25 protein-coding genes are annotated in these 24,166 nt (G+C 66.6%); 13 read left to right on the forward strand and 12 right to left on the reverse strand.

The window, feature by feature from the left end:
• The first annotated feature begins 18 nt into the window (after positions 1–18).
• The 3 genes from ABZ942_RS31390 to ABZ942_RS31400 all read left to right on the forward strand — a co-directional run bounded on the left by ABZ942_RS31390 (position 19) and on the right by ABZ942_RS31400 (position 2,457).
• Complete coding sequence (locus ABZ942_RS31390; protein WP_357388325.1) at positions 19–321, forward strand: urease subunit gamma; 303 nt, start codon at positions 19–21, stop codon at positions 319–321.
• Positions 322–407: 86 nt separating this feature from the next.
• Positions 408–743 (forward strand): urease subunit beta, encoded by a 336-nt coding sequence (locus tag ABZ942_RS31395; RefSeq protein ID WP_357388327.1) that lies wholly within the window; start codon positions 408–410, stop codon positions 741–743.
• Complete coding sequence (locus tag ABZ942_RS31400; RefSeq protein WP_357388329.1) at positions 736–2,457, forward strand: urease subunit alpha; 1,722 nt, start codon at positions 736–738, stop codon at positions 2,455–2,457. The genes ABZ942_RS31395 and ABZ942_RS31400 overlap by 8 nt, the downstream gene beginning before the upstream one ends.
• A gap of 3 nt (positions 2,458–2,460) precedes the next feature.
• Here the strand turns inward: ABZ942_RS31400 and ABZ942_RS31405 are convergent, their stop codons facing one another.
• On the reverse strand, positions 2,461–2,991 hold the full coding sequence (locus tag ABZ942_RS31405) for a DUF3558 family protein (RefSeq protein ID WP_357388331.1): 531 nt from the start codon (positions 2,989–2,991) through the stop codon (positions 2,461–2,463).
• A gap of 93 nt (positions 2,992–3,084) precedes the next feature.
• A complete protein-coding gene (locus ABZ942_RS31410; RefSeq protein WP_357388333.1) occupies positions 3,085–3,426 on the reverse strand; it encodes a metalloregulator ArsR/SmtB family transcription factor in 342 nt (113 codons plus the stop codon).
• A 464-nt stretch (positions 3,427–3,890) separates the two neighbouring features.
• Between ABZ942_RS31410 and ABZ942_RS31415 the strand changes: the two genes are divergently transcribed.
• The 3 genes from ABZ942_RS31415 to ABZ942_RS31425 are packed head-to-tail and all read left to right on the forward strand — an operon-like array spanning position 3,891 to position 5,801.
• Entirely contained in the window at positions 3,891–4,079 is a 189-nt protein-coding gene (locus ABZ942_RS31415; protein WP_357388335.1) for a hypothetical protein, read from the forward strand.
• Positions 4,080–4,081: 2 nt separating this feature from the next.
• Positions 4,082–5,026, forward strand: a complete 945-nt coding sequence (locus tag ABZ942_RS31420; RefSeq protein ID WP_357388338.1) for a CorA family divalent cation transporter — start codon at positions 4,082–4,084, stop codon at positions 5,024–5,026.
• Positions 5,027–5,081: 55 nt separating this feature from the next.
• On the forward strand, positions 5,082–5,801 hold the full coding sequence (locus ABZ942_RS31425; RefSeq protein WP_357388340.1) for a TetR/AcrR family transcriptional regulator: 720 nt from the start codon (positions 5,082–5,084) through the stop codon (positions 5,799–5,801).
• A gap of 1 nt (position 5,802) precedes the next feature.
• On the opposite strand, the gene ABZ942_RS31430 is transcribed toward ABZ942_RS31425, so the two are convergent.
• The 6 genes from ABZ942_RS31430 to ABZ942_RS31455 form a co-directional block, all read right to left on the reverse strand.
• A complete protein-coding gene (locus ABZ942_RS31430; protein ID WP_357388342.1) occupies positions 5,803–6,855 on the reverse strand; it encodes a ferredoxin--NADP reductase in 1,053 nt (350 codons plus the stop codon).
• A 4-nt stretch (positions 6,856–6,859) separates the two neighbouring features.
• On the reverse strand, positions 6,860–7,807 hold the full coding sequence (locus ABZ942_RS31435; RefSeq protein ID WP_357388344.1) for an SDR family NAD(P)-dependent oxidoreductase: 948 nt from the start codon (positions 7,805–7,807) through the stop codon (positions 6,860–6,862).
• Positions 7,804–9,342: an NAD(P)/FAD-dependent oxidoreductase gene (locus tag ABZ942_RS31440; protein WP_357388346.1), complete on the reverse strand. Its 1,539-nt coding sequence runs from the start codon at positions 9,340–9,342 to the stop codon at positions 7,804–7,806. The genes ABZ942_RS31435 and ABZ942_RS31440 overlap by 4 nt, the downstream gene beginning before the upstream one ends.
• Positions 9,339–10,202: a metal-dependent hydrolase gene (locus ABZ942_RS31445; RefSeq protein WP_357388348.1), complete on the reverse strand. Its 864-nt coding sequence runs from the start codon at positions 10,200–10,202 to the stop codon at positions 9,339–9,341. Before ABZ942_RS31445 ends, ABZ942_RS31440 begins: the two co-directional genes overlap by 4 nt.
• A 44-nt stretch (positions 10,203–10,246) precedes the next feature.
• Positions 10,247–11,125, reverse strand: a complete 879-nt coding sequence (locus tag ABZ942_RS31450; RefSeq protein WP_357388350.1) for a metal-dependent hydrolase — start codon at positions 11,123–11,125, stop codon at positions 10,247–10,249.
• 124 nt (positions 11,126–11,249) lie between these two features.
• On the reverse strand, positions 11,250–12,074 hold the full coding sequence (locus ABZ942_RS31455; RefSeq protein WP_357388352.1) for an amino acid-binding protein: 825 nt from the start codon (positions 12,072–12,074) through the stop codon (positions 11,250–11,252).
• Positions 12,075–12,808: 734 nt separating this feature from the next.
• Between ABZ942_RS31455 and ABZ942_RS31460 the strand changes: the two genes are divergently transcribed.
• The gene (locus ABZ942_RS31460; RefSeq protein WP_357388354.1) at positions 12,809–13,096 is read left to right on the forward strand and encodes a hypothetical protein; all 288 of its coding nucleotides are present in this window, start codon (positions 12,809–12,811) and stop codon (positions 13,094–13,096) included.
• A gap of 199 nt (positions 13,097–13,295) precedes the next feature.
• Here ABZ942_RS31460 and ABZ942_RS31465 read toward each other — a convergent pair whose 3' ends face one another.
• On the reverse strand, positions 13,296–14,258 hold the full coding sequence (locus ABZ942_RS31465) for an NADP-dependent oxidoreductase (protein WP_357388356.1): 963 nt from the start codon (positions 14,256–14,258) through the stop codon (positions 13,296–13,298).
• 381 nt (positions 14,259–14,639) lie between these two features.
• On the opposite strand from ABZ942_RS31465, the gene ABZ942_RS31470 reads away from it, so the two are divergent.
• The gene (locus tag ABZ942_RS31470) at positions 14,640–15,542 is read left to right on the forward strand and encodes a trypsin-like peptidase domain-containing protein (RefSeq protein ID WP_357389010.1); all 903 of its coding nucleotides are present in this window, start codon (positions 14,640–14,642) and stop codon (positions 15,540–15,542) included.
• Positions 15,543–15,564: 22 nt separating this feature from the next.
• On the opposite strand, the gene ABZ942_RS31475 is transcribed toward ABZ942_RS31470, so the two are convergent.
• Positions 15,565–16,251: a TVP38/TMEM64 family protein gene (locus ABZ942_RS31475; RefSeq protein ID WP_357388358.1), complete on the reverse strand. Its 687-nt coding sequence runs from the start codon at positions 16,249–16,251 to the stop codon at positions 15,565–15,567.
• Between the two features lie 183 nt (positions 16,252–16,434).
• Between ABZ942_RS31475 and ABZ942_RS31480 the strand changes: the two genes are divergently transcribed.
• From ABZ942_RS31480 to meaB, 3 genes are read left to right on the forward strand one after another with little or no spacing between them, the layout of a single operon-like run.
• Positions 16,435–18,312 (forward strand): methylmalonyl-CoA mutase family protein, encoded by a 1,878-nt coding sequence (locus ABZ942_RS31480; protein WP_357388360.1) that lies wholly within the window; start codon positions 16,435–16,437, stop codon positions 18,310–18,312.
• The gene (gene scpA, locus ABZ942_RS31485) at positions 18,312–20,612 is read left to right on the forward strand and encodes a methylmalonyl-CoA mutase (protein WP_357388363.1); all 2,301 of its coding nucleotides are present in this window, start codon (positions 18,312–18,314) and stop codon (positions 20,610–20,612) included. The genes ABZ942_RS31480 and scpA overlap by 1 nt, the downstream gene beginning before the upstream one ends.
• Positions 20,609–21,715 carry a methylmalonyl Co-A mutase-associated GTPase MeaB gene (gene meaB, locus ABZ942_RS31490; RefSeq protein ID WP_357388365.1) on the forward strand — a complete coding sequence of 369 codons (1,107 nt, stop codon included), beginning with the start codon at positions 20,609–20,611 and terminating at the stop codon, positions 21,713–21,715. The genes scpA and meaB overlap by 4 nt, the downstream gene beginning before the upstream one ends.
• Before the next feature lie 3 nt (positions 21,716–21,718).
• On the opposite strand, the gene ABZ942_RS31495 is transcribed toward meaB, so the two are convergent.
• Together ABZ942_RS31495 and ABZ942_RS31500 are read right to left on the reverse strand one after the other, a co-directional pair.
• Positions 21,719–22,126 carry a type II toxin-antitoxin system VapC family toxin gene (locus ABZ942_RS31495; protein ID WP_357388367.1) on the reverse strand — a complete coding sequence of 136 codons (408 nt, stop codon included), beginning with the start codon at positions 22,124–22,126 and terminating at the stop codon, positions 21,719–21,721.
• A 12-nt stretch (positions 22,127–22,138) separates the two neighbouring features.
• On the reverse strand, positions 22,139–22,462 hold the full coding sequence (locus ABZ942_RS31500; RefSeq protein ID WP_357388369.1) for a type II toxin-antitoxin system Phd/YefM family antitoxin: 324 nt from the start codon (positions 22,460–22,462) through the stop codon (positions 22,139–22,141).
• Between the two features lie 259 nt (positions 22,463–22,721).
• Between ABZ942_RS31500 and ABZ942_RS31505 the strand changes: the two genes are divergently transcribed.
• Positions 22,722–23,396 (forward strand): L-2-amino-thiazoline-4-carboxylic acid hydrolase, encoded by a 675-nt coding sequence (locus tag ABZ942_RS31505; protein WP_357388371.1) that lies wholly within the window; start codon positions 22,722–22,724, stop codon positions 23,394–23,396.
• Positions 23,397–23,626: 230 nt separating this feature from the next.
• Complete coding sequence (locus tag ABZ942_RS31510; protein ID WP_357388373.1) at positions 23,627–24,091, forward strand: hypothetical protein; 465 nt, start codon at positions 23,627–23,629, stop codon at positions 24,089–24,091.
• Positions 24,092–24,166: the final 75 nt, after the last annotated feature.

A 24,166-nucleotide genomic window follows, 5' to 3' on the forward strand; every position in this document is an offset into this window, starting at 1 on the left:
ACCCGGTGAGGAGCCCGGATGCGACTGTCGCCGCATGAGCAGGAACGGCTGCTGCTGAGCTACGCGGCCGAGCTGGCCCGGCGCAGGCAGGCGCGCGGGCTCAAGCTCAACCATCCGGAGGCGGTGGCGCTGATCAGCGACCACGTGCTCGAAGGCGCGCGGGACGGACGCTCGGTCGCCGAGCTGATGTCTTCTGGCCGAACGGTTCTCACGCGCGCCGACGTGATGGACGGGGTGCCGGAGATGATCCACGATGTTCAGGTCGAGGCCACCTTCCCGGATGGCACCAAGCTGGTCACCGTCCATCATCCGATCGGTTAGGAGGACTGGATGAGAGATCACTCCGAGTGGTTGCCGGTGGGCACCGAACGTCGCGTGCGTGCCGACCTCGAGCGGATGTGCGCGGCATGATTCCCGGTGAATACCTCTGTGCTGAGGGCATTATCGAGCTCAACGCGGGTGCGCAGCGAATCGAACTCGACGTCGTGAACACCGGCGACCGTCCCGTACAGGTCGGCAGCCACGTGCACTTCCCGCAGTCCAACGCCGCGCTGCGCTTCGACCGCGCCGCCGCGCACGGCCACCGCCTCGATATCCCCGCAGGCACCGCGGTGCGCTTCGAACCCGGCTTGGGGCAACGTGTTTCGCTCGTCCCGCTGGGCGGCACCCGCGAGGTGCACGGCATCAGCCTGACGCCCCCCGGCCACCTGGACGCGGCCACCCTGGAGGGGCACGATGACTGAGTTGAGCCGCGCACGGTACGCGGAGTTGTTCGGACCGACGACCGGTGACCGAATTCGGCTGGCCGACACCGATCTTTTCGTCGAGATCACCGAAGACCGCAGCGGCGGACCGGGTCTCGCGGGCGACGAGGCGGTCTTCGGTGGCGGCAAGGTGCTGCGCGAATCGATGGGCCAGGCCCGCGCGACCCGTGCCGACGGTGCCCCCGATACCGTGATCACCGGCGCGGTGATCATCGATCACTGGGGGATCATCAAGGCCGACATCGGCATTCGCGACGGTCGCATCTGCGCCATCGGCAAGGCGGGCAACCCCGACACCATGAACGGGGTGCACCCCGACCTGGTGGTCGGCCCGTCCACCGAGATCATCGCGGGCAACGGCCGCATCCTCACCGCGGGCGCCATCGACTGTCACGTGCACTTCATCTGTCCGCAGCTGATGGACGAGGCGCTCGGCGGCGGCATCACCACTCTGATCGGCGGCGGCACCGGTCCGGCCGAGGGCAGCAAGGCGACCACGGTCACCCCGGGCTCCTGGCATCTGGCCCGCATGCTCGAGGCCACCGACGGCTGGCCGATGAACATCGTGCTCCTCGGCAAGGGCAATACCGTCAGCGCCGAGGCGATGTGGGAGCAATTGCGCGGCGGCGCAGCGGGTTTCAAGCTGCACGAGGACTGGGGCTCCACCCCGGCCGCGATCGACGCCTGCCTCACCGTCGCCGACGCGGCGGGCGTCCAGGTGGCCCTGCACTCGGACACGTTGAACGAGGCCGGTTTCGTCGAGGACACCCTCGGCGCCATCGCGGGCCGCGGCATCCACGCTTATCACACCGAGGGCGCGGGCGGCGGGCACGCGCCCGACATCATCACCGTCGCAGCGCATCTCAACGTGCTGCCCAGCTCCACCAACCCGACCCGCCCGCACACCGTCAACACCCTCGACGAGCATCTCGACATGCTCATGGTGTGCCACCACCTGAGTGCCTCCATCCCGGAGGATCTCGCGTTCGCGGAGAGCCGGATCCGCCCGTCCACCATTGCGGCCGAAGACCTGCTGCACGACCTCGGCGCGATCTCGATGATCGGCAGCGACTCCCAGGCGATGGGCCGGATCGGCGAGGTGGTCATGCGCACCTGGCAGACCGCCCACGTGATGAAACGCCGCCGCGGCGCGCTGCCCGGCGACGGCGCGGCCGACAACGCCAGGGTGCAGCGCTACATCGCGAAATACACCATCTGCCCGGCCGTCGCGCACGGCCTCGACCACGAGATCGGCTCCGTCGAGGTCGGCAAGCTCGCCGACCTGGTGCTGTGGGAGCCCGCTTTCTTCGGCGTCCGCCCGCACGCGGTACTCAAGGGCGGCGCCATCGCCTGGGCCGCGATGGGCGACGCCAACGCCTCCATCCCGACTCCGCAACCGGTGCTGCCCCGCCCGATGTTCGGCGCGGCTCCGCTCGCCGCGGCCGCCACCTCACTGCATTTCGTCTCCGAGCAGGCCATCGACGACGGTCTCGCCGACCGCCTGCGGATCAATCGAAAACTGGCCCCGGTCAAGAACGTTCGCGATCGCAAGAAGACCGACATGCCACACAATTACGCCATGCCGCGCATCGAAGTCGACCCGGACACCTTCACCGTCCGCATCGACGGCGAGGTCTGGACCGAGCAGCCCGCCACCGAACTCCCGATGGCCCAGCGGTATTTCCTGTTCTGAGACTCACGGCGACAGGTCGACCATCATGGTGGCCAGGTCGAGTGCGGCCGCGCAGGGATCGAGTGCTGTTGTGCGCGAACGGTTCTGGACCCGCCAGGTGATGGCGCCGTTGGCGGCGGCGGTGACCGCGCAGTCGCCGGGGTCGTGCGGGTTGCGGATGTAGAACGCGGTCGCGGTGACCGTGCCGAGGACGTGTTTGGTGATCACCATGTGCTCGGTCTGGAAACCGTCGGCTCTGGCGCGGTCCCACAGCTGCTGCAGCGAGTCCTGCGCGGAGTAGGTGAAGCTGACGGTCGCGTCGCCGTCGCCGACCTGCGCCTCCCAGTAGCACACCTGCGGTGAGTGGTGCGTGGTCAGGCCGCCCGCGTGCACGGCGTCGCTGATCTGCTGGTTGGTCAGCGGCGCGCAATCGGCGAACGGGTTCGCGGGCGCCGCGGGGGCGGCGTCCGGCGTGCTCACGCTGCTACATCCCGTCACCAATCCGGCCAGGGCAATAACGGCAAGTCCGGCATTGCGGACAGAGAACGGGTTCATCACCGCTCCCTTTCTGGATCATTAACGGGTCAGACCAGGTCACGGTACCCAGCGGACCGCCGAAACGCGACCTGAGCAGGCGCGATCTTGCTCTCAGTCGCCCAGGCCCTCGGGCAACCGCCCGCCGTGCAGCCGGTGGTGCCGGAAGGCGAGGCGGACGATGTCGGCGATGCCGGGATCGGCGATCACATAGACGTTGCGCCGACCCTCTTTGCGCATGTGCACCAGGCCGGCCAGTTTGAGCTTCGCGAGGTGCTGGCTGACCGCGGGCACGGTTTGCCCGATCTCGGCGGCCAGCGAGCCGACGTCGCGTTCGCCCTGACTGAGCAGCCAGAGGATCTGCAGCCGGGCGGTGGCCGCGAGCATGCCGAAAACCGCTGCCGCGTCATGTAGTTGAGCCGCCGGGATGGGACCCGGCTCGCCGTGCTCGGTCACGTCCGCCCTCCAACCTGTCCGTAGCGTGGCATGGAGTCGAATACTTGCGCAACTGATTGACGAACGTACGACGCCGGGTTTCTAATAATGGGTGCGCAATTCTGCGTAGTGAGCAACCAACCGAAGCGGGGTGAGCGGCTGATGCCGGTTGACAGTATCGACGTCTCTAGCCGGACCGCCTTAGCGAAACGGGTTGTGCCGGTTCGTCGTTGATCTGCCCGCGCGATCCGCGGCCGAGCTGAGCGGCCGGCCGATCGCCTGACGCGGCACCAATTCTCAACATTCTTTCGACCCGAAGGGCCGGCGCGCACGGCGTCGGCCTGAGTAGCCGGTGTGACCGTCCCCGACGGCCGCACCGGCATCCGGGCGCGGCTGCCTGCTGTCCGCGCTCGGCCCGCGGCAGGCGGGCGTGTCACCACCAGACGTTGTCACCATCAGACGCTACGAAGCATTGGAGTTCCGCCATGGCGATCATGTTCAAGAAGGCCGAAACACCGCACCGCGCACCGAATTTGGAGCGGCAGTCGATCTGGTTCACCGTCGGTCTCTATCTGCTGATCAGCGCGGGACTGCTGACGATGCATTACGCCCACCCGCAGGCGCCCGTCGGCTCGTCGTCCGTCTCGCCCGCCCACTCGTCCTACGGTCAGTAGCGATGCGTGCCCCCACCAGCGCCGTGACCACCGACCGGTTCGACACCGAAGTCCTGCAACAACACTGGATTCCGCTGGCCGCCACCGACGCCGACACCGCCGCGGTACTGCGCGAGCGGCTCGGCGTCGACTTCGCCGCCGCGCGCAACCGGGTCTGGGAGACCGACAACTTCCTCTACCTGCCGGTCGTCGCCAACTACAAGCGCGGCGACGCCATCGAACGCGAAACCATCGTCTTCGCACTGGGTCCGGAATTCCTGGTGACACTGCAGCCGGACGAGCACTTCATCCCGTTCGACAAGGCGATCGCGAAGATGCGCCGCAACCCGACCCTCACCGGTTCCTCGCACGGCGTGATGTACGCGCTGTTATGGGCGCTGAACGAGGCGTCCGAGCGGGTGATCTACTACGCCAGCGACGCGCTGGAGGCGATGAACGACGAGATCGAAATGGCCACCAACGGTTACGACCAGCGCGGTCGCGAGATCGGCGTCGCCGACATGCGCGGCACCATGTCGCGGATGAACACGGCCGAGGAGATCGTCTCGCGCACCCAGGAGACCCAGCTCCAATTAGCCCGCGCCGCAAGACATCTGATGGCCGATATCACCGTGCGCAGCGCCGAACTGGAGAGCCTGCTTGCCATCCTGATCGCCGACGTGGACGGGGTGAAACAGCACGCGGGCTTCGAGCACGACAAGGTGCGCTACCTGCAGCAGTCGGTGATGACCTGGCTCGACGTCAAACAGAATCAGATCGTCAAGGTGTTCACCATCATCACCGCGGTCTTCCTCCCGCCCACCCTGATCGCCACCTTTTACGGCATGAACTTCACCTGGATGCCCGAACTGGAATGGCAGCACGGTTTTCTCGCCACCACCCTCATGACCCTGGTGGCCGCCGTGATCCCGCTCGCCTACATCAAGCGAAAGGGCTGGCTGCGCTGACCTTGTCGTGGCCCGAAGCGCGTGGCCGAGCTCGGCATTCAATATCATGACAGGCATGACGGCCGCCGGTAGCAGCTCGCCCGACGCGCCGCGTCCGGATGCCAGGACCGAACGATGGCGCGCGCATCGGGAGCAGGTGCGCGGCGAATTCGTCGACGCCGCCTTCCGGGCACTCGCCGAGCACGGCCCCGACGTGAGCATGGACGACATCGCGCGGGCCGCGGGCTGCGCCAAGCCGAAGCTGTATCGGCACTTCGCGGACAAGACCGATCTGTACCTGGCGATCCTGGATCGGGTGCAGAGCATGCTGTGGGAGCGGGTGCTCGCGAAGATCAGCCTGACCACCGATTCGGTGGCCGAGCTGATTCGCATCGTCACCGGCGAGTATGTCGCCGTGGTGGAGGCACAGCCCGATGTGTTCCGGTTCCTGGTGCACAGCCGGCTCGCCCAGCAGGCCGAACAGCCCGAACGCGCCATCGAGGTGGCGCAGCGGTCGGCGCTGCTGGCGGCCCAGATGGTCGAGGAACGGCTGGAAGGGCAAAACGTCGACACCGGCAGCCTGGAGCTGACCGCCTATGCCATCTTCGGCGCGGTCGGCTCGGCCACCGACTGGTGGCTCGGCGCCAACCGCAGCAGGGCCGAGGTGATGTCGACCGAGCGGTTCGCCCAGCATGTGAGCATCATCGCCAGGAACATGCTGGACGGGGTCGCCGAGCTCAACAACCTTCCGTTCGACGTGGCGAAACCGGCGCACCTGGCGTTCGAGCCGGAGTGAGTCACTGGTCGAAGGCGATGTGCACCCGGGGTGACTCGGGGAGGGTCTGGCAGGCGAGGGTCAGTCCGAGGGCGAGTTCGTCATCGATGAGAGCCTCGTTCTGCCGCATCCGGGTGCGTCCCTGTTTCACCGAGCAGACGCACGTGCCGCAGGCGGATTCGCGGCAAACGTAGGGCGCGTCGATTCCGTTGTCCAGCAACACATCCAGTAGGGGAGTGTGCTTGGGCCACTTCAGGATGTGGGTTTCTCCGTCGATGTCCACCTCGACAACGGCTACGTCGCCGAGTGGTGTGTTTCCGTTGGTGTGGATGGGTTTATCGAACGGATTCGATTGCAGGGATCGGTATTCCTCGGTGTGGATGCGGGTGGTCGGCACCCGCAGCGCGTGCGCTGCGGCGCCGACCACTGTCATGAATCCGGCAGGGCCGCAGAGAAACCAATCGCGACCGGAGTGCGGTCGGACGAGTTCCTCGACGGCCGCCGCGGTCGGCAGCCCGCGCTCGGATTCGAGCCAGTGCAGTACCTGTAGCCGACCGGGGTAGCGGTATGTCAGGTCATCGAGCACGTCCGCGAAAATCACCGACCGCCGATCCCGATTGGCATACAGCACAACAACGTTCCCACGGCCGCCGACCATTATGGATTTGATGATCGACAGGACCGGCGTGATGCCACTGCCCGCCGCGCACAGCAGCACATCGGCATCCAGCTCGCGCGGCCCGAACGAACCGGACGGCTCCAGTACCGTGATCAGATCGCCGACCGCGACGGTGTCGCAGATCAGGTTCGAGGCATAACCGTCCGCGATCCGCTTGACTGTCACCGCGATCCGATCATCGCAATGCGGGCTGCTACACAGCGAATAACACCGAGCTACCGAGCCGGTACGGGCACTCGGCACCCGCAGAGTGAGGAACTGGCCAGGGCGATACCGGAATCGCTCACTGAGCTCGTCGGGCACCTCGAAGACCAAGGTGCGGGCATCGGCCGTCTCCTCGACCACCGCACTGACCTTCAGCTCATGGACACCTTTGTCCGCGCTGCGCTCGCTCAACGTGCTACCTCGGCACCTCGATCGGCGCGGAAACCGGCTGCGCCGCTGTGGAAGTCACGGACACCGGATCGAGCAACCGGAGCATCCGCCGCCCGATCCGTTCGATCCGCTCGACATCCAACGGCTGGGTGATCCGCCGATTCACTCCTGGCGCGATCCGCAGCATGAAGTAGCCCAACCACGCCTCGGTCCGCACCGGAACGACGGCGAGGTCGTACCGCACCGCGCGCTGGGCCGCCCGCGCCACCAGATCCGGACTCATCGGCGAGAACGGCAGTTTCGCCGCCACCTCCTGCACCCGTCGCGCTACCTCCTTGCCGCGTGCGATCAACTCCTGATCGACACCGACGGTGACGGCATGCTCGCCGATGTTGGTGTTGATCACCCCGGGACAGATCGCACTGACGCCGATTCCCTTGGGCCCGAACTCGAGTCGCAGGCACTCGGTGAGCATCTTCACCCCGGCCTTGGACACCGAATACGCCGACATCACCGGCGTCGGCGTAAAGGCCGCCGCCGACGCGATATTCACGATGTGCCCGCGCTTGCGGTCGTCGATCATCTGCTGCCCGAACACCCGGCAGCCGTGCACCACGCCGAGCAGGTTCACACTCAACTGGCGATCCCAGTCGGCGGGCGTCAGATCCACGAACGCGCCGCTCACCAGCATGCCCGCGTTGTTGACGAGTACATCCGGCACGCCGTGATCCGCGAGCACGTCCCGGCCGAACGCCTCCCACGCCTTGGGGTCGGTGACGTCGAGCCGGGCCGCGGAGGCCCGCTGCCCGCGCGCGTGGATCATCGCCTCGGTCGCCAACGCGGAATCCAGATCCAGATCGGAAACCACCACGTGCGCGCCCGCTTTGGCGAACCGGATGGCGATGGCCCGGCCGATGCCGCTACCCGCACCGGTCACCACCACCAGTTCCGGGTGGATGTTGGTGATTCTCATACGGATTCCTCGAGGATCGCGCCGGTCCGCGGCGCGGGCACGGGCTGCCGGTAGTGGTAGTCGTCGAGATCGAAATGCCGGTTCTGCCAGTACATCTCGCCGTGCGTGGACGGACGGAACGGTGAATCGCCGTGGCTGTTGATGTAATAGGTGTTCGACCCGTCGCAGGCGGAGGTGAACAGGAAGTTCTTCTCCTGGCGGCGTAGACATTTGGCGAAGTACTCGTCGTGCGCGTGCTGGCTGATCTCGCATACGGTCGCACCGCGCCGCTTGGTCTCGGCGATGGCCCGGCTCAGGTGCGCGGCCGTGGCCTCGATCATCCAGATGTAGGAGCCCAGCACGAAGCCGTAAGGCCCGGTGATGGTGAACATATTCGGGAACCCGGGCACCGAGACGCCGTGGTAGGCCTGGAATCTGTTGCGGTCCCAGAACTCGCCGAGGTCGAGCCCGTTGCGGCCGGTCACCGGGAACGGCGGTATCGAATCCTTTTCCCACAGTTTGAATCCGGTGGCGCAGATCAGCACGTCGACCGGATGCTCCACCCCGTCCTCGGTGGTGATGCCGCGTTCGCCGATGAAACCGATCGGCTCGGTAATCAGGCTGACATCCGGCCGATTGAACGTCGACAGGTAGTCGTTCGACATCGATGGCCGCTTGCAGCCGAGCCCGTAGGCCGGAATCAGCTTCTCGCGGATGACCGGATCATGCACCTGGGCCCGCATCCAGCGGCGCGCCGGGATCTCGGCCAGCCGCCGGCCCGCGTCGCCGAGCCAGGTCGGACCGGCCACCATGCCGCCCATGCCGATCTCGGTCGCGATGGTGCCGAGCATCCGGATACCGGAACGCACCCAGGGACGTTCGAGGATCGCGCGGCCGATCGATCCCACGGCCGCATCGGATTTCGGGAACACCCAGATCGGTGTCCGCTGGAAGACGCTCATATGCGCCGCCTCGTCGACGATCGCGGGCACCAGCTGCAACGCGGTCGCACCGGTCCCGATCACCGCGACCCGCTTGCCGGTGAGCGCGACGTCGTCGTCCCACAGCGCCGTGTGCATCAGCGTGCCCGCGAAGTCGTGCAGGCCCGGAATGTCGGGCATCTTCGGCCGTTCCAGCCCGCCGATCGCCATCACGACGTAGCGGGCGGTGAGCGTGCGACCGCCGTCGGTGCCGAGCAACCACAGGCTGTCCTGGGCGTCGAACACCGCCGAGACGATCGTCGTGTTCAACCGCAGCTTCGGCCGCAGCCCGTACTTGTCGACCATGCCCTCGGCGTAATCGCGCAACTCGGTGCCGGGTGCGAAGATTCGTGACCAGTCACCGCGCTGCTCATAGGAGAAGCTGTAGATGAACGACGGGATATCCACGGCGACACCCGGATAGGTGTTGGCATGCCAGGTTCCACCGACACGATCCCACTTGTCGACGATGACGAAGTCGTGGATGCCTTTGCGTTGCAAGGCGATAGCGGCCCCGATGCCGCCGAACCCCGCGCCGATCACGACTACTTCATGATCGGCCTGCACCGCGCTCATCGGACACGATCCACGAGCGCGCCTTCGGCGCCGAACAATTCGGTCTGCCACTGCTGGAGCAGGGCCGCGGTGTCCACGTCGTCCGGGTGGAAGCCCGGTTTCAGGTACACCTGGATCTCGCTGAGCAGCCCGCGCACGATCGGTCCTCGAATCAGTCGGTAGGACTGCCGGGTGACCGTGATCGGCTGCCAGGCAGGGGGATCGGCGATGATCGAGGCGAGCACGCCCAGTCCGACCACCGGAATCGTGAAGGCGTACAGCACCGACATGACCGCGATCCGCAGCCACTCGGGCCCGCCGACCGAGCGATAGACGTCGAACGCCACCGACTTGTGTTCCAGCTCTTCGAGCGCGTGCCAGTTGAGCAGGTTGCGCACCTCGGGATCGGCCGCGAGTCGCTGGATTTCGGGGCTGGACAGCACCCGCGCCGCCAGTACCGCGGTGTAGTGCTCGGCGGCGGCCGTGATGGCGAGGTGGGCGGCGGGCGGTGCCAGCCGCTCGGCCCGCTGCAAGAGCCCGCCACGCCCGCTCACGAAGCGCGGCAGGGGATAGCCGAGCGCGAACAGCTGTTCGTTCAATCGGCCGTGCTGCTGGCCGTGCACCGCCTCCTGGCCGATGAACGCCGCGACCCGCTTCTTGAGCACCGGATCGGTGATCTGCTCGGCGAATCGGCGCACCGACCGGATGAACGATTCCTCGCCGGGCGGGAAGGCGGCGGAGAGCAGCGCGACGAGGTGGCTGAGCACGATGTCGTCGCCCGCGTAGTACTTGGTCATCGGTTCCGGTTCGCCGAAGCGGAACTTCATCCGCCGCACCTTCGGGTAGCCGCCCGCGCCGTTCTTCTGCACGCTGGTAGTCATGTGAATCTCCGTTGATTCCAGGGGTATTCGATTGCGGTGAGTGGTTACTTCAGGTGATCGACGAGGCTGCCTTCGGTGCCGAAGAGCTCTTTCTGCCAGTGCTCCAACAACTCTCGCGAGTCGATGTCGTCGGGATGGAAGTTGGGCCGCAGATACAGCACCAGCTCACGGCCGATGCCGCGGAATACCGGCCCGCGGAACAGCGTGACGGCTTCTCTGGCCAGACTCAGCGGGTACCGCCGTGCGTCCGGGTCGCGGCTGATCGACGCGGTGAGCGTGACCGCGGTGAGCGGGAGCGTGAGCGCGACCAACGTCGCCATCGTGAGGATGCGCATCGTCTCAGTGCCGCCGACCGCGCGGTACACGTCGAACGCGACCGACTTGTGCTCGAGTTCCTCGAAAGCGTGCCAGTTCAACAGATTTCGCACTTCTTCGTCACCGGCCAGCGCCTGGATCTCGGGACTGGACAGCACGCGTTCGGCCAGTACCGCCGTGTAGTGCTCGGCCGCCGCGGTCGCTGCGAGATGCAGCCGGGCGGGGAGGCGCTGCTCGAACCGCTTCTGCCGTTCGACGACCTCCGGTGCGTCCAGCCATTCGATGGCATAACCCATCTCGATCAGCTTCTCGTTGAGCCGCCGATGTTCCTGGCCGTGCATCGCCTCCTGGCCGATGAACCCGGCGACCCGCTTCTTGAGTAGCGGATCGGTGATCTGGTCCGCGAACCGGCGCACCGACCGGATGAACGACTCCTCGCCGGGCGGGAACCCTGCGGACAATCCGGCGATGAAGTGGCTGAACACCATGTCGCCGCCCGCGTAGTACTTCGACATCGGCACCGGCTCGCCGAAGCGGAATTTGATTCGCCGCGCCTTCGGGTATCCACTGCCCGTGCGTTCCCTGGCTCGCACACTTTGCTCGGTCATCTCGCACCTCATTGAGCTCGGTACCGTCAGTATGCGGTACTACTAGTACGATACCGTCTCAGACGGATAGGGCAAGAGGTGCTTGCAATGACGCAGGTAGACGGAATTCTGTTGGGACCGTGCGTCAGCCGTGTCTGGTAACGCTGCGGGCCAAGTCGGTGAGGCGGTGTGCGCGGGCGTTCTCGGCCGGGGTGAAAGGTTCATCAGCGCGGACGAAGATGAGCGGGCGGTCCGGCTGCCACGGCACGACCAGGGTGGTGCCGTCGAACGTGAGGTCGCGTTGGGTGAAGGTGCCCGGGGTGAGGTAGCGGGCGCCGAGCAGTTCGGCGATGGCGAGGGGGAGTTCGTCGGGATCGGCCGCGACGCGGGTCGCGATGCTCAGTGCCTTGGTCTGGCCGTCGATCAGGGCGAACGCGGAGGCGGGCCAGATGCGGACCCCGGATCCGCCGGCGTGCACGACCGCTGACGACAAGGCATCCGGGGTGATGCCGGTCGGCGCGGCGATGACCAGCTCGTTGAGGACGCCCGATTCGAGTTGGTGCACATGGACATTGAGGATGTTCGCGCCGCGACGGGCCAGGTGCCTGGCGAGTGCCTCCAGCTGGCCGGGACGATCGTCGACGCGGACGCGGATGCGCCACAGGGTGGGCGCGCGGTCGACGTCGTCGCGGCTGCGGAGCTCGGGGCCGTGCAGCCACGCGCCGAGCATGCGCGTCGCGGAGGGCTCGACGACCCAGATGATGAGCGTTGTCGTGCTGATCGTCAGCAGGGCCACGGTGAGCAAATAGGGCGGGTCGTAGTAGACGACGAGCGCGTGCAGCGCGAGTTCGACCGGAAATACCGCAGCCAATTTGGCCAGCGTCAATCGTGCTCGGCGCGGGTGCGGCAAACGGCCGCAAACGTCACACGCCAGCACATGTACACGATGTCGAGATCGCATCGGACGCATGCGCACAGCGTCCGGGGTGAACATTTCCGATCGCGTGCCGAATGTGTAACGCGGCAGTGAAATCGGAAGGGAAAGCGGTTGAGCGGCAGGGGTTTACGTGGTGATGCTGAGCACAGGGCGGGTGATGGGTGTCCGAGCGCACATTGACTGGATAAGTCGGCGGTAATCGCGGCGCGTCGCTGCTGACGAGCCCGACCTCTGCTCGGGTCCGAATAGTGCTGAATGTCTATGTATTTCGCGAATCGGCAGAATGGCATGTTTGGGTGTCAACACCATTTCGGCGATATGGACGCGAATCTTTACGCCAGGATCGTCGGGTTGCCGAAATTGGATTTACCGGAGGGTTGTATCGGCGCATTCGCGGCGGGGTCGATGGTTGCCGCCGTGGCGAATGGTCCGATTGCCGGCTCGTCTGGGTCGGTCTGCGACCTCGGCGAGTGGGATGGCCTCGCGGTGGGGATCGCCAGGTGGCGGGCCGCCGCCGGAAGTAACCTCTGAACTGCGGAGAAGCCCCGCCCTCGACGGCTTCGAGGTGCGGGGCTTCGCGCTGGCTACCTGCGGGTCAACCGCCTCGTGACAAAATGTTTGCTCAAATGTTGCGGAGTTGCGCGTGTCGAGCTACGTTCATAGCGAACGGATAGTCGTAAGTGCCCTGCCTGTTGAGTAATACCGGGAGCATCCGATGCGGAACCGACTTGTAGCTGCAACATTGCCTGTGTTGGGTCGTGGGTGACATGACCATGATGATCACCCCCGACGACGACCTGCTGGCCACGAACGAGTTCCTCCGGGACGGCGTCCGTATGAGCGTCCTGATCGGCCGCCCCCAGCCCTATCCCACCGGCGCAGGCTGGCGCTGCCGGGTCCGGGTCGAATGCGGAACCACCCGCCTCGAACAGTCCCAGGTGGTCGCCCCGACCGCCCAAGAAGTCCTCCGCTTGGCGCTCGAGCTGGTCACCACCCGCCTAGGCATGACCGAATCGGAGTTCTTCGAGGGTGCCACCATGAGCCCCGCCGCGTAACTTCTTGCGGCCCAATGGAAGACCGAAGGCGCTCTTCGTCCCGTCTGCCCTACCGAAGGGGCCCTTCGGTAGGCCGGTTCGCTTCGGATGAAGGCGACCTTTGGTTGGCTGGACCCGCTGCCGGGCGCCTTCGGTCGGGGTGGTGGGGGTGTGGCCGGGGAGGTGTTCGCGGGCAGTCGATTTCGTCGCGCGGGTGCGATTACGGGACAAGTACCAGCTTGCCGGGTGCGTGTCCGCTGATTCCGGCCTGGTGCGCCTTCGCTGCCTCCTGTAGCGGGTAGACGTTGTCGATCAGCACCAGCAGCTCACCCGCGCCCGCACGGGCCGCCAGCTCAGCCCGCGCGGCCTGCCGGAACTCGGTACCCGCGTCCTCGCCCGGCCCGTAGCCGAGCACCTTGATCCCGGCGGCCAGGCGGCCATCGCCGCCGGTGATCGAGACGATGCGCTGCGGGTCGGCCACCAACTCGAGGGATGTGTCGAGCGCTTCGTCGCTGCCCGCGCAGTCCACCGCGGCGGTGACGCCGCCGGGCGCGGCAGCCCGCACGCGGTCGAGCAACCCGCTGCCGTAGGTCACCGGGATGGCGCCGAGGCCGCGCAGCGCTTCGTGATTGCGTGCCGCGGCAGTGGCGATCACCGTCGCGCCCAGCGCGGCGGCCAATTGCACGGCCATCAACCCGACTCCGCCGGCGGCGCCGTGAATGAGCACGGTGTCGCCCGCACCGACGCCGGCGGCGTGCAGGGCGTGTGTTGCCGTGAGGCCCGCGAGCATCAACGACCCGGCCTCGGGCCAGCCGAGATCGGCAGGCTTGGGGATCAGCGCGGCGACGGGCGCGGTGACGTAATCGGCATAGGCGCCGGAGGCCGGGTAGACGATGACCTCATCGCCGACCTGGACCCCGGTCACCTCCGAACCGATGGCTGTGACGACGCCCGCGCATTCCATGCCGAGCCGAGGCAGGTCGGCGGCGACACCGGCGGCATCCTTGTGCTCGTCGTCCACAGTGTGGAAGGCGCCGCTGTAGATCTTCCAGTCGATGGGGTTGACTCCGGCAGCGCGGACTTCCACGACGACACCGTCGACGGCGGGCTGCGGGATGGGTGTCTCGACGATCTCGAGGACTTCCGGTGTTCCATAAGCCGTCGGTCGCACGGTCCTCGCCATAGTGCTCACTCCTGTATCGGTTCGTCGGTCACTGCGCACGCAGCGGCCATGCGGATGCATGTTGTCTCGTAATGCGATGTCGCTGAACGGAATTCGAATCCCCTGCTGATCGGGGCGGCCGGAAAGCTGCGTTCGCTGTGAACACAGTCTGTGTCGCCGGTGGCATGATGTCCAGTGCATAGTTTGCACACCAATATTGCGTTGAACGCAACAGTTCGGCGGCGGGTCGGTACGCGGCGCCGGATGGCAGGCGACGGTACGGCGTCGATTGGTTGTGCCTGTGGTGAACACGGTGCGCCCCGAGCGTCCTGCGGGCATGCTGGAGGGGTTGATGCAAACGTGTAATCAGGGGTGGTGGTCGACGTGGACGATGACGCCGCGATGGATGCCTATTCGCGCACGGTGACCAGGGTTGCCGCGTCGGTCACGCCGCACGTGGCCAGCGTGCGGACCAGACGGGGAAGCGGCTCGGCGGTCGTGTTCACCGACGACGGCTTCATGCTGACGAACGCGCACGTCGTCGGGTCGGCCAGCGGCGGCGAGGTGGTGTTCGCCGACGGGGTGGAAGCCAAATTCGATGTCGTCGGCATCGATCCGCTGTCGGATCTCGCGGTGCTGCGCTCCCGCAACGGCGCACCCGGGGCGGTCACGCTGGGCGACGCGGATGAACTCGTCGTCGGCCAGCTGGTGGTTGCCGTCGGCAGCCCACTCGGCCTCGCCGGTTCGGTCACCGCCGGAGTGGTGAGCGCGCTGGGCCGAGCCGTCCCGGTCGCCTCGCGTCGCGCGGGACGAGTGATCGAAGACGTGATCCAAACCGATGCCGCCCTCAACCCGGGCAATTCCGGTGGGGCACTGTCGGATTCGGCAGGCCGGGTAGTCGGCATCAACACCGCCGTCGCCGGAATCGGCCTCGGCCTGGCGATTCCGATCAACGCCACCACTCGCCGCATCATCGGCACCCTGCATACCGACGGCCGGGTCCGCCGCGCCTACCTCGGCCTGGTCGGCATGCCCGCGCCGCTCCCCGCTACGGTCGCCGCGCGCACCGGCCAAGCCGCCGGTGTCCGCATCATGGAAGTCGTCCGCGGCGGCCCGGCGGAAGAAGCAGGCTTACGCCGTGGTGACTTGGTCTTGAGTGTCGCTCGCGCGGAAGTCCGTGACGCTCAAGGCATTCAGCGTCAACTCTTCGCCGATGCCATCGGTGTCAAACTCCCGGTCACGGTCCTGCGCAACGGCGCAATGGTCGACGTCATCGCAGTACCCATCGAACTGACCGTGGACTGACAACACCGCGGCGAACGGTGGACTAGTCGGCGACTGTGGCCGGTGTGGGTTCCTCGGCGAGCTCGATGCCCTGATTGCCCCAGCGAGCGTCGACGACCAAGCCGATCACACCTACGGCAATCAGCACTGCGGAGAACACAATCAGCGCTGGGTGTGTGGTACCCGTGAGGGCGTCGCCGAGGATGACGGTCCCGACGGTGCCCGGGAGGACGCCGATCAGGGTGGCGATCATGTACGGCCAGAAGCGGATCGAGGACAGCCCGCAGCAGTAGTTGATCACCGAGAACGGAACCGCGGCGATCAGTCGCAGCGAGCCGACGGCCAACCAGCCGCGGCGCTGTAGCCGATCATCGACGGCGCGCACGGCCGGATGGGTGAGTCGCGACGCGACCTGCTCGCGATCGAGCGCACGCACCAGCAGGATGGCAAGGGCGGCACTGATCGTCGTCGCGCCGACGGCGAGGGCGATGCCGAGCACGGGACCGAACAGTAGTCCGGCGCTGACCGTGAACACCGTGCGCGGGATCGGCGCGACCGTCACGAGCGCGTGCACCACGAAGAACAGCACCGGAAAGATCGGGCCGACCGAGGTCGCCCAGTCTTGGATCTGCCGCGGACTGGGTAGCGGGACCAGCATTGCCGCCACGAACAATGCGACGACACCGACGATCAACGCGAGCACGCGCGGGTCACGGATCAGCCTGGTCACCGGGGCCAGATTACCGGGTGGTAGTGGTACTAGGGGACAACGCGTTGCGGAGTTGCCGCTAGCATCAGAAGAAACGGGACGAATGCTCGTTAACCAAAGTAGTCGCTGAACTGGGCGAATACGGTGGTTTTGGCACACAATCACGGGTGCGCCTGCAGTCGAGTGGAAGAGGAACAGCAAGCTATGCCGATTGCTTCAGAGCCCGGACCGGGATCGGCGCCCACGGGCGCGGATCCGGTGCCGCAGTTCGCCGCGTGGCGCAAAGGCGTGGCCGGGGTGCTGGCGAAAGTCCGGCGGGTCGAAATCGCCGAACTGCCGGACGAGCCAGAGCATCTGCTCGATGAAACGACCTACGACGGGCTGACCATCGCCCCGCTGTACACGCGCAAGGACGAGCTGCCCGAGCAGCCGCTGCCCGGTACCTATCCGTTCGTCCGGGGCAGCGACGCCACCCGCGACGTGCACCGCGGCTGGCATGTGAGCGCGCACTTCGGCGGCGGCGACGCTGCCGCGGTCAACCGGGAGATCATGGCCGGTCTCGGCAACGGCATCAGCGCCGTATGGCTCGGTGTCGGCGAGCGGGGCGTGCCGGTCGCCGATCTGCCTGCCGCTTTGTCCGGCCTGCTGTTCGACCTCGCACCGCTGACCTTGGACGCGGGCACCGCGACCGCCGATGCGGCCGAGCACCTGTACACCGCGCTCGACGGCTATGCGGCGTCCTCGCGCAAGGACATTCACGTCTCGCTCGGCGCGGCACCGCTCACCAGCAGGTTCGCCGGAATCGCCGATACTTCGCTCGGCGAGACGGTGACATTGGCCGCGACCGCGGTCGCCCGTGCCGAGACGGTGCGCGCGATCACCGTGGACGGCACCGTATTCCACAACGCGGGCGCCTCCGACGCCCAGGAGCTGGGTGCCGCTGTCGCCGCGGGCCTGACCTACCTGCGTGCCCTCACCGAGGGCCTGGACATCGCGGATGCGTTGGAACAGCTGACCTTCCGCTTCGCAGCCACCGACGATCAATTCGCGACGGTCGCCAAATTCCGTGCCGCCCGCCAACTTTGGGCTCGCGTCGCGCACGCCTGCGGCGCACCGAATTTCGGCGGCGCGCCGCAGCACGCGGTGACCTCCGCCGCCATGATGACCCAGCGCGACCCATGGGTGAACCTGCTGCGTACCACCCTCGCGGCGTTCGGCGCCGGCGTCGGCGGGGCGGACGCGGTCACCGTGCTGACCTTCGATTCGGCGCTGCCCGACGGTGAGCTCGGCGTCTCGAAGTCGTTCGCGGACCGGATGGCTCGCAACACCCAGCTGCTGCTGCTCGAGGAATCCCGCCTCGGCTTCGTGCAGGACCCGGGCGCGGGCTCCTGGTATGTCGAGGACCTGACCGGCGCGCTCGCCGCGAAGGCGTGGGCGTTCATGCAGGAGATCGAGGCGGCCGGTGGTTATCTCGCCGCGCTCGATTCCGGGCTGCTCGCCGAGCGCATCGCGGAGACCAAGGCGGCACGCGATTCCGATGTCGCGCATCGGAAGACGTCGGTGACCGGCGTGAACGAGTTCCCGAACCTGGCCGAGCGTCCGCTGTCCGAGGCGGCGCGGCGCGACGATGGGGTGGCCCGCTACGGTGCCACCTTCGAAGCGCTGCGCAACCGGTCCGACGCCTACCTGGCCGAGCACGGCGCGCGGCCGAAAGCGCTGCTGGTGCCGCTCGGTTCGGTCGCCGAACACAACGTTCGGGTGACCTTCATCGCGAACCTGCTGGCCTCCGGTGGTATCGAGTCCAGCAATCCCGGACCGTTGGCGGTCGACGCGATCGCCACGGCGGCAACCGAAGCCGGTGCGCCGATCGCGGTGGTGTGTGGTTCGGACAAGCGCTACGGCGCGGAAGCCGGTGCGGCAGTGCAGCAATTGCGTGCCGCCGGCGTGCAGACAGTGTTGCTGGCCGGTGCCGCGAAGGCGGTCGCCGAGCTCGATGACGCGCAGCGTCCGGACGGATATCTCGCGGCGAAGATCGATGCGGTCGCCGCATTGTCCGCCCTGCTGGAGAAGGTAGGAGCCTGATGACACTGGGTCATATTCAAAACCAGGGTGAAATCAAGCACGTGATAGGCAATTTCGCCGAGGTGCCGCTGACCGAGCACGCGCCCGAGCCCGCTGCCGTGGACTCCGCGCAGGTCGAGGCCTTCATCGGTGACGCTGCGAAGGCCAATCACTATGCGCCCGAACAGTTGGTGTGGTCGACGCCCGAAGGTATCGACGTGCCACCGGTGTTCACCAAAGCCGATCGGGATGGTGTTGTCGCCGAGGGCTATCCGCTCGACAGTGTGCCCGGTGTCGCGCCGTTCGTGCGCGGGCCTTACCCGACGATGTACGTCAACCAGCCGTGGACCATCCGCCAGTACGCGGGCTTTTCTACCGCCGCGGACTCGAATGCCTTCTACCGCCGCAATCTTCAGGCCGGGCAGAAGGGTCTGTCGGTCGCCTTCGACCTGGCCACCCATCGCGGTTACGACTCCGACCATCCGCGCGTGCAGGGTGACGTCGGAATGGCCGGTGTCGCCATCGATTCCATTCTCGACATGCGCCAGCTGTTCGATCACATCCCGCTCGACCAGGTCAGCGTGTCGATGACGATGAACGGCGCGGTGCTGCCCATCCTGGCGCTGTATGTCGTTGCGGCAGAAGAACAAGGCGTCGGACCGGAGCTGCTGGCCGGAACTATTCAGAACGACATTCTGAAGGAGTTCATGGTCCGCAACACCTACATCTACCCGCCGAAACCCTCGATGCGGATCATCTCCGACATCTTCGCCTTCACCAGCGCCAAGATGCCGAAGTTCAATTCGATCTCCATCTCCGGCTACCACATTCAGGAGGCGGGCGCGACCGCCGACCTGGAGCTGGCGTACACCCTCGCCGACGGTGTCGAATACATCCGGGCCGGTATCGACGCGGGCATGGAGGTGGACAAGTTCGCGCCGCGGCTGTCGTTCTTCTGGGCCATCGGGATGAACTTCTTCATGGAGGTCGCCAAGCTGCGCGCCGGGCGGCTGCTGTGGAGCGAGTTGGTCGCGAAGTTCGAGCCGAAGAGCTCGAAATCGCTGTCGCTGCGCACACATTCGCAAACTTCGGGGTGGTCGCTGACCGCGCAGGATGCCTACAACAACGTCGCGCGTACCTGCATCGAGGCGATGGCCGCGACGCAAGGGCATACCCAGTCGCTGCACACCAACGCGCTGGACGAGGCGCTCGCGCTGCCGACGGACTTCTCCGCGCGCATCGCGCGCAATACCCAGCTGCTGATCCAGCAGGAGTCCAAGACCACGCGCCCGGTAGATCCCTGGGGCGGTTCGTATTACGTCGAGTGGCTGACCCATCAGCTGGCCAACCGGGCTCGCGCGCACATCGCCGAGGTGGAGGCCCACGGCGGGATGGCGCAAGCGATCGGTGAGGGCATTCCGAAGCTGCGCATCGAGGAAGCCGCCGCGCGCACGCAGGCGCGGATCGACACCGGCCAACAGCCGGTGATCGGCATCAACAAGTATCAGGCGGAGGAGGACCAGCAGGTCGAGGTCCTCAAGGTCGAGAACTCGCGGGTGCGCGCCGAGCAGATCGAGAAGCTGCGGCAGTTGCGCGCCGATCGGGATTCGGGTGAGGTCGAACGCGCGCTGGCCGAATTGACCCGTGCGGCAGGCTCTTCGGCGGGCGGCATGGAGAACAACCTGCTGGCCCTCGCCATCAATGCCGCGCGCGCCAAGGCCACCGTCGGCGAGATCTCCGACGCGCTGGAGAAGGTATACGGCCGGCATCAGGCCGAGATCCGTACCCTCTCCGGTGTGTACCGCGACGAGGCAGGGAAGGTCAGCAACATCACCAAGGCGAGCGATCTCGTCGAGGAGTTCGCCGAGGCGGAAGGTCGTCGCCCGCGTATCCTCGTCGCGAAAATGGGGCAGGACGGCCACGACCGCGGCCAGAAGGTGATCGCCACCGCCTTTGCCGACCTCGGCTTCGACGTCGACGTGGGCCCGCTGTTCCAGACGCCCGAAGAGGTGGCGCAGCAGGCGGCCGACAACGACGTGCACGTCGTCGGCGTCTCCTCGCTGGCGGCCGGCCACCTCACGCTGGTGCCCGCCCTGCGGCAGGCACTGGCCGATGCGGGCCGCCCCGACATCATGGTCATCGTCGGCGGCGTCATTCCGCCCGGCGATTTCGACGCGCTGTACGAAGCCGGCGCCGCGGCGATCTTCCCGCCCGGCACCGTCATCGCCGACGCCGCCATCAACCTGCTGAAGAAGCTCGCCACTGAACTCGGCCACCCGGAGCTGTCTCCCGAAACCCACAGCGCCGCCGAGGCGGAATGAGCGACGACAAGTCCGCCGCCCCCTCGACCCAAGGCGCCCTTCAGGCCGACTCGACCGCTGAGGGGGCCCTTCGGTCGTTGTCCGGTGCGTCGGCGGGGCGGGGGCGGGCGATCGATGTCGAGGCGATGGCCGAGGCGGTGCGGGCGGGGGAGCGGGCCGCCCTCGCGCGGGCGATCACCTTGGTGGAGTCGACGCGGGCGGATCATCGGGATCTGGCGCAGCAGTTGCTGCTGCGGCTGACGCCGGACAAGCACAGCTCCGAAGCCGCGGTGGTGTCGAATCGTGTTGGCATCACCGGTGTTCCGGGTGTCGGCAAGTCGACGTTCATCGATGCGCTCGGGATGGATCTGATCGGGAAGGGGCATCGGGTCGCGGTGCTCGCGGTCGATCCGTCCTCCACTCGGACCGGCGGCTCGATCCTGGGCGACAAGACGCGGATGGCGCGACTGTCGGTGGAGCGCAACGCCTATATTCGCCCGTCGCCGACCGCGGGAACACTGGGCGGGGTGGCCAAGGCGACTCGCGAGACCATCGTGTTGCTCGAAGCGGCCGGGTACGACGTGATCCTGGTGGAGACCGTCGGCGTCGGCCAATCCGAGGTCACCGTCGCCAATATGGTCGACGTTTTCTGCTTCCTCACCCTGGCGCGTACCGGAGATCAGTTGCAGGGCATCAAGAAAGGTGTGCTGGAACTCGCCGACCTGGTCGCGGTCAACAAGGCCGATGGCAAGCATGAGCTGGAAGCCAAGTCGGCGGCCCGCGAACTCGCGGGGGCGCTGCGGCTGATCCACCCGCACGACGCCCTCTGGCGTCCACCGGTGCTCACCATGAGTGGACTGGAAGGTATTGGCCTGGACAAGTTCTGGGCCACCGTCCTCGAACACCGCCGCGTCCTCACCGACGCAGGCGAATTCGACGAGAAACGCCGCCGCCAGCAGATCGACTGGACCTGGACCATGGTGCACGACCAGCTCCTGCGCCGCCTGGCCGACAACCCCAACGTGAAAGCCATTCGCGCCCAGGTAGAAAAACAGGTCCGCGACGGCACCCTAACCGCCGCCCTGGCCGCCGAAGAACTCCTCCGCGCCTTCGACACCCACTGACCCTCACTCGAAGGGGTTGATGACTGCAGCCCCGGTCTCCTCGAAATGCTTCACATTACGAGTGACCACAGCGAGCCCATGCGCGAGCGCAGTCGCCGCGATAAGCCCGTCCGCCATGTCGGTCGAATGCACGCTGATACGCGCCCATATTCGGACGACCTCGGTGGTAACCGGCAGAATCCGGTCCCCGTGCCTGGTTTCGATGTCGGCGATAGCCTGCTCGAATTTGTCTGCTCGCGCTGTACCGCCCCGATGCCGCAGCAGCGCGACGCCACGGCGAAGTTCGCCGAGCGTGATCACGCTCAACCATTGGTCGGCGAGGCGGGCCTGAGCGAACCAGTCGAGTACCGCGGGCGCGGGCTTCGGACGCATCACTTCGGACAAAACATTCGTGTCGATGAGGTAGCTCATGACCCGGCCCTGTTAGCCCGCAGCGTCGTCGAACAAATCGACATCGCGCGGCAGGCTGTGCTGTCGCTCGTTCTCGACCTCGTCCAGTACGTCGGCAACCTCGTCGCCGAGGCCGGAGAACGTCACCAAGAGATGGTCGACGAAGCTGATGTCCGGTCGCATCAGCTTGCGGTACTCGTTGATATCGATGACCACCGCGACCGCATCGCCATGTCGGGTGATGGTCTGCGGCCCGTCCGACTCCGCCGCCCGCAGCATCTCCGAGAACCGCTGCTTGGCCTCCTGAACCTGCCACTGCACCGTGCCCGCCTCCTGCTCTAACTGAAGTATCCCCATCTGGACAGTCTAGACAGACCATCCGATCGTGTCGACCCTGTGGTCGTCGAGGCTGTCCTGTGCCAGAACCATTGGACAGGTGTGGTGGGGCGTGGGATGCTGCGAATGTTCCGCAGCCGCGGGACTATCCATGAATATCGTCAGCGCCAGGTAGGTCGGTGGAGCGCGTTGGCGTGCTCGTCGGTGGCGGGCACAGCCGACTCTCTGCTGTGGGGTTGTGCTGTGTTTCGAGACCGGCGATGTCTCGAAAGGACGCAGTATGAACACCGACCGCTTCGGACTTGCCGGAGACGATTATGTGCCCGATGTGGCAGGCGACTCGGCGGCGATTGTCGAGGCATTCTTCGACCATCTCGCGGTGAGTTTGCGGGATGCGGACCTGCCCGATGAGCTGTTCATCGGTATGCGTGCGTCGCTCGTAGAGCTGGCCGCCGCCGATGAGCAGCGTGGTGTGGATGAGTCCGCGCGCTACAACCTGTGGATGACGCTCGCGTTGGTGGTCGCCTATCGGGCCTTGCGACCTCGGCTCGGGCGGGAAGTCACCGTTGCCGCACTGCGGGCGGCGTTCGTCGAACCGCTCGCGGAGCCCGTTCAGGCGGGCACGAGGGCGATGCTCGACGCCGCCGATGATCCGTTCGCCGCGATGGTGGCGGTGTCGAAGGCGCGCGAAATGTATGCCTTTGGTGCCGGATTCGATTTTGCGCGCACCGTGGACGACGACGAGAGCTACCACTTGGATGTCGTGCGCTGCTTCTATCACGATGTGCTGGTGGCACATTCGGCCCCCGAGCTGACGCCGGTGATGTGTGAGTTCGACGCGAACTGGATCAGGGCCATCGATCCGGCGAAGCACGGGTTCCGGTTCGAGCGCGTCATCACGATCGGGCTCGGCGGGACGCACTGTCCGTTCCATTGGGATCGCACCGAGAGCTGATCGGTCGCCGACCGGCCGGAGCAGCGGCGTGGCCGCAACCCCGGTCGGTCGCCTACCTGTGCAAACATCGCGTCCGATGGATATTTGCCGACGGTCTGCTAGTTGTCGAGCCGTATTGACGAGTAGTAGATTGGAAGGTTCCTCAGCTGGCGACGATGCGGCGATGGGGACTCGCCAGCCGACGTGTGCGGGGGGATCGTTCCCTCCGCTGGGCTAAGGAGGTGCTGGCGATGTCGGATGAAGCGATTGCTCGGCCGTCCGAGTCGGGGATGGTTCGGCCGCAGTGGACTTCGGGTCCGGAACCGCCTCCGCCGCAGCGGAATTCGTTCACTGCGGCGCCGGTGCTGGTGACGGTCGGCGATATCGGGTGTACCGCGACGCAGGTCATGACGCCCTCCGGGCAGCATCCGCTGGCCGGGACCACGTGGATTGTCACCAACCAGACCAGCGTCAACCAGCGCATTCCGTCGTATGCGATCGTGCTGGCCGTCCTTCTGATGGTCTTCTGCCTGCTCGGCCTGTTGTTCCTGGCCGTCAAGGAGGACAAGATCCAGGGCTTCGTGCAGGTGAGCGTCCAAGGGCCCGGCTTCTACTACGCGACCCAGGTCAAGATCACCGACCGCGCGCAGGTCTTCGACACCGAGCAGCGCGTCAACTACATCCGCGGACTGGTCGCCGCGCTACCCGCGGCCTGACTGAGCCTCGCGCGCATCGATCAGCGCATCGCGCACTGTTCGGCCGGCACATTCGTGCGCACGGGAAGGACGGCT

It is taken from the genome of Nocardia sp. NPDC046473 (genome assembly GCF_040645995.1).
GTDB lineage: Bacteria > Actinomycetota > Actinomycetes > Mycobacteriales > Mycobacteriaceae > Nocardia.

Bases quoted from the DNA above. Each gene is read 5' to 3' on its own strand.
- ABZ942_RS31465 (WP_357388356.1), bottom strand. From the start codon at position 14,258: ATGGCGAGGACCGTGCGACCGACGGCTTATGGAACACCGGAAGTCCTC.
- ABZ942_RS31495 (WP_357388367.1), bottom strand. From the start codon at position 22,126: ATGAGCTACCTCATCGACACGAATGTTTTGTCCGAAGTGATGCGTCCG.
- ABZ942_RS31470 (WP_357389010.1), top strand. From the start codon at position 14,640: ATGGATGCCTATTCGCGCACGGTGACCAGGGTTGCCGCGTCGGTCACG.
- ABZ942_RS31440 (WP_357388346.1), bottom strand. From the start codon at position 9,342: ATGAGCGCGGTGCAGGCCGATCATGAAGTAGTCGTGATCGGCGCGGGG.
- ABZ942_RS31390 (WP_357388325.1), top strand. From the start codon at position 19: ATGCGACTGTCGCCGCATGAGCAGGAACGGCTGCTGCTGAGCTACGCG.
- ABZ942_RS31435 (WP_357388344.1), bottom strand. From the start codon at position 7,807: ATGAGAATCACCAACATCCACCCGGAACTGGTGGTGGTGACCGGTGCG.
- ABZ942_RS31400 (WP_357388329.1), top strand. From the start codon at position 736: ATGACTGAGTTGAGCCGCGCACGGTACGCGGAGTTGTTCGGACCGACG.
- ABZ942_RS31445 (WP_357388348.1), bottom strand. From the start codon at position 10,202: ATGACTACCAGCGTGCAGAAGAACGGCGCGGGCGGCTACCCGAAGGTG.
- ABZ942_RS31450 (WP_357388350.1), bottom strand. From the start codon at position 11,125: ATGACCGAGCAAAGTGTGCGAGCCAGGGAACGCACGGGCAGTGGATAC.
- meaB (WP_357388365.1), top strand. From the start codon at position 20,609: ATGAGCGACGACAAGTCCGCCGCCCCCTCGACCCAAGGCGCCCTTCAG.
- ABZ942_RS31500 (WP_357388369.1), bottom strand. From the start codon at position 22,462: ATGGGGATACTTCAGTTAGAGCAGGAGGCGGGCACGGTGCAGTGGCAG.
- ABZ942_RS31415 (WP_357388335.1), top strand. From the start codon at position 3,891: ATGGCGATCATGTTCAAGAAGGCCGAAACACCGCACCGCGCACCGAAT.
- ABZ942_RS31420 (WP_357388338.1), top strand. From the start codon at position 4,082: ATGCGTGCCCCCACCAGCGCCGTGACCACCGACCGGTTCGACACCGAA.
- ABZ942_RS31395 (WP_357388327.1), top strand. From the start codon at position 408: ATGATTCCCGGTGAATACCTCTGTGCTGAGGGCATTATCGAGCTCAAC.
- ABZ942_RS31425 (WP_357388340.1), top strand. From the start codon at position 5,082: ATGACGGCCGCCGGTAGCAGCTCGCCCGACGCGCCGCGTCCGGATGCC.
- ABZ942_RS31510 (WP_357388373.1), top strand. From the start codon at position 23,627: ATGTCGGATGAAGCGATTGCTCGGCCGTCCGAGTCGGGGATGGTTCGG.
- ABZ942_RS31480 (WP_357388360.1), top strand. From the start codon at position 16,435: ATGCCGATTGCTTCAGAGCCCGGACCGGGATCGGCGCCCACGGGCGCG.
- ABZ942_RS31460 (WP_357388354.1), top strand. From the start codon at position 12,809: ATGACCATGATGATCACCCCCGACGACGACCTGCTGGCCACGAACGAG.
- ABZ942_RS31455 (WP_357388352.1), bottom strand. From the start codon at position 12,074: ATGCGTCCGATGCGATCTCGACATCGTGTACATGTGCTGGCGTGTGAC.
- ABZ942_RS31505 (WP_357388371.1), top strand. From the start codon at position 22,722: ATGAACACCGACCGCTTCGGACTTGCCGGAGACGATTATGTGCCCGAT.
- scpA (WP_357388363.1), top strand. From the start codon at position 18,312: ATGACACTGGGTCATATTCAAAACCAGGGTGAAATCAAGCACGTGATA.
- ABZ942_RS31405 (WP_357388331.1), bottom strand. From the start codon at position 2,991: ATGAACCCGTTCTCTGTCCGCAATGCCGGACTTGCCGTTATTGCCCTG.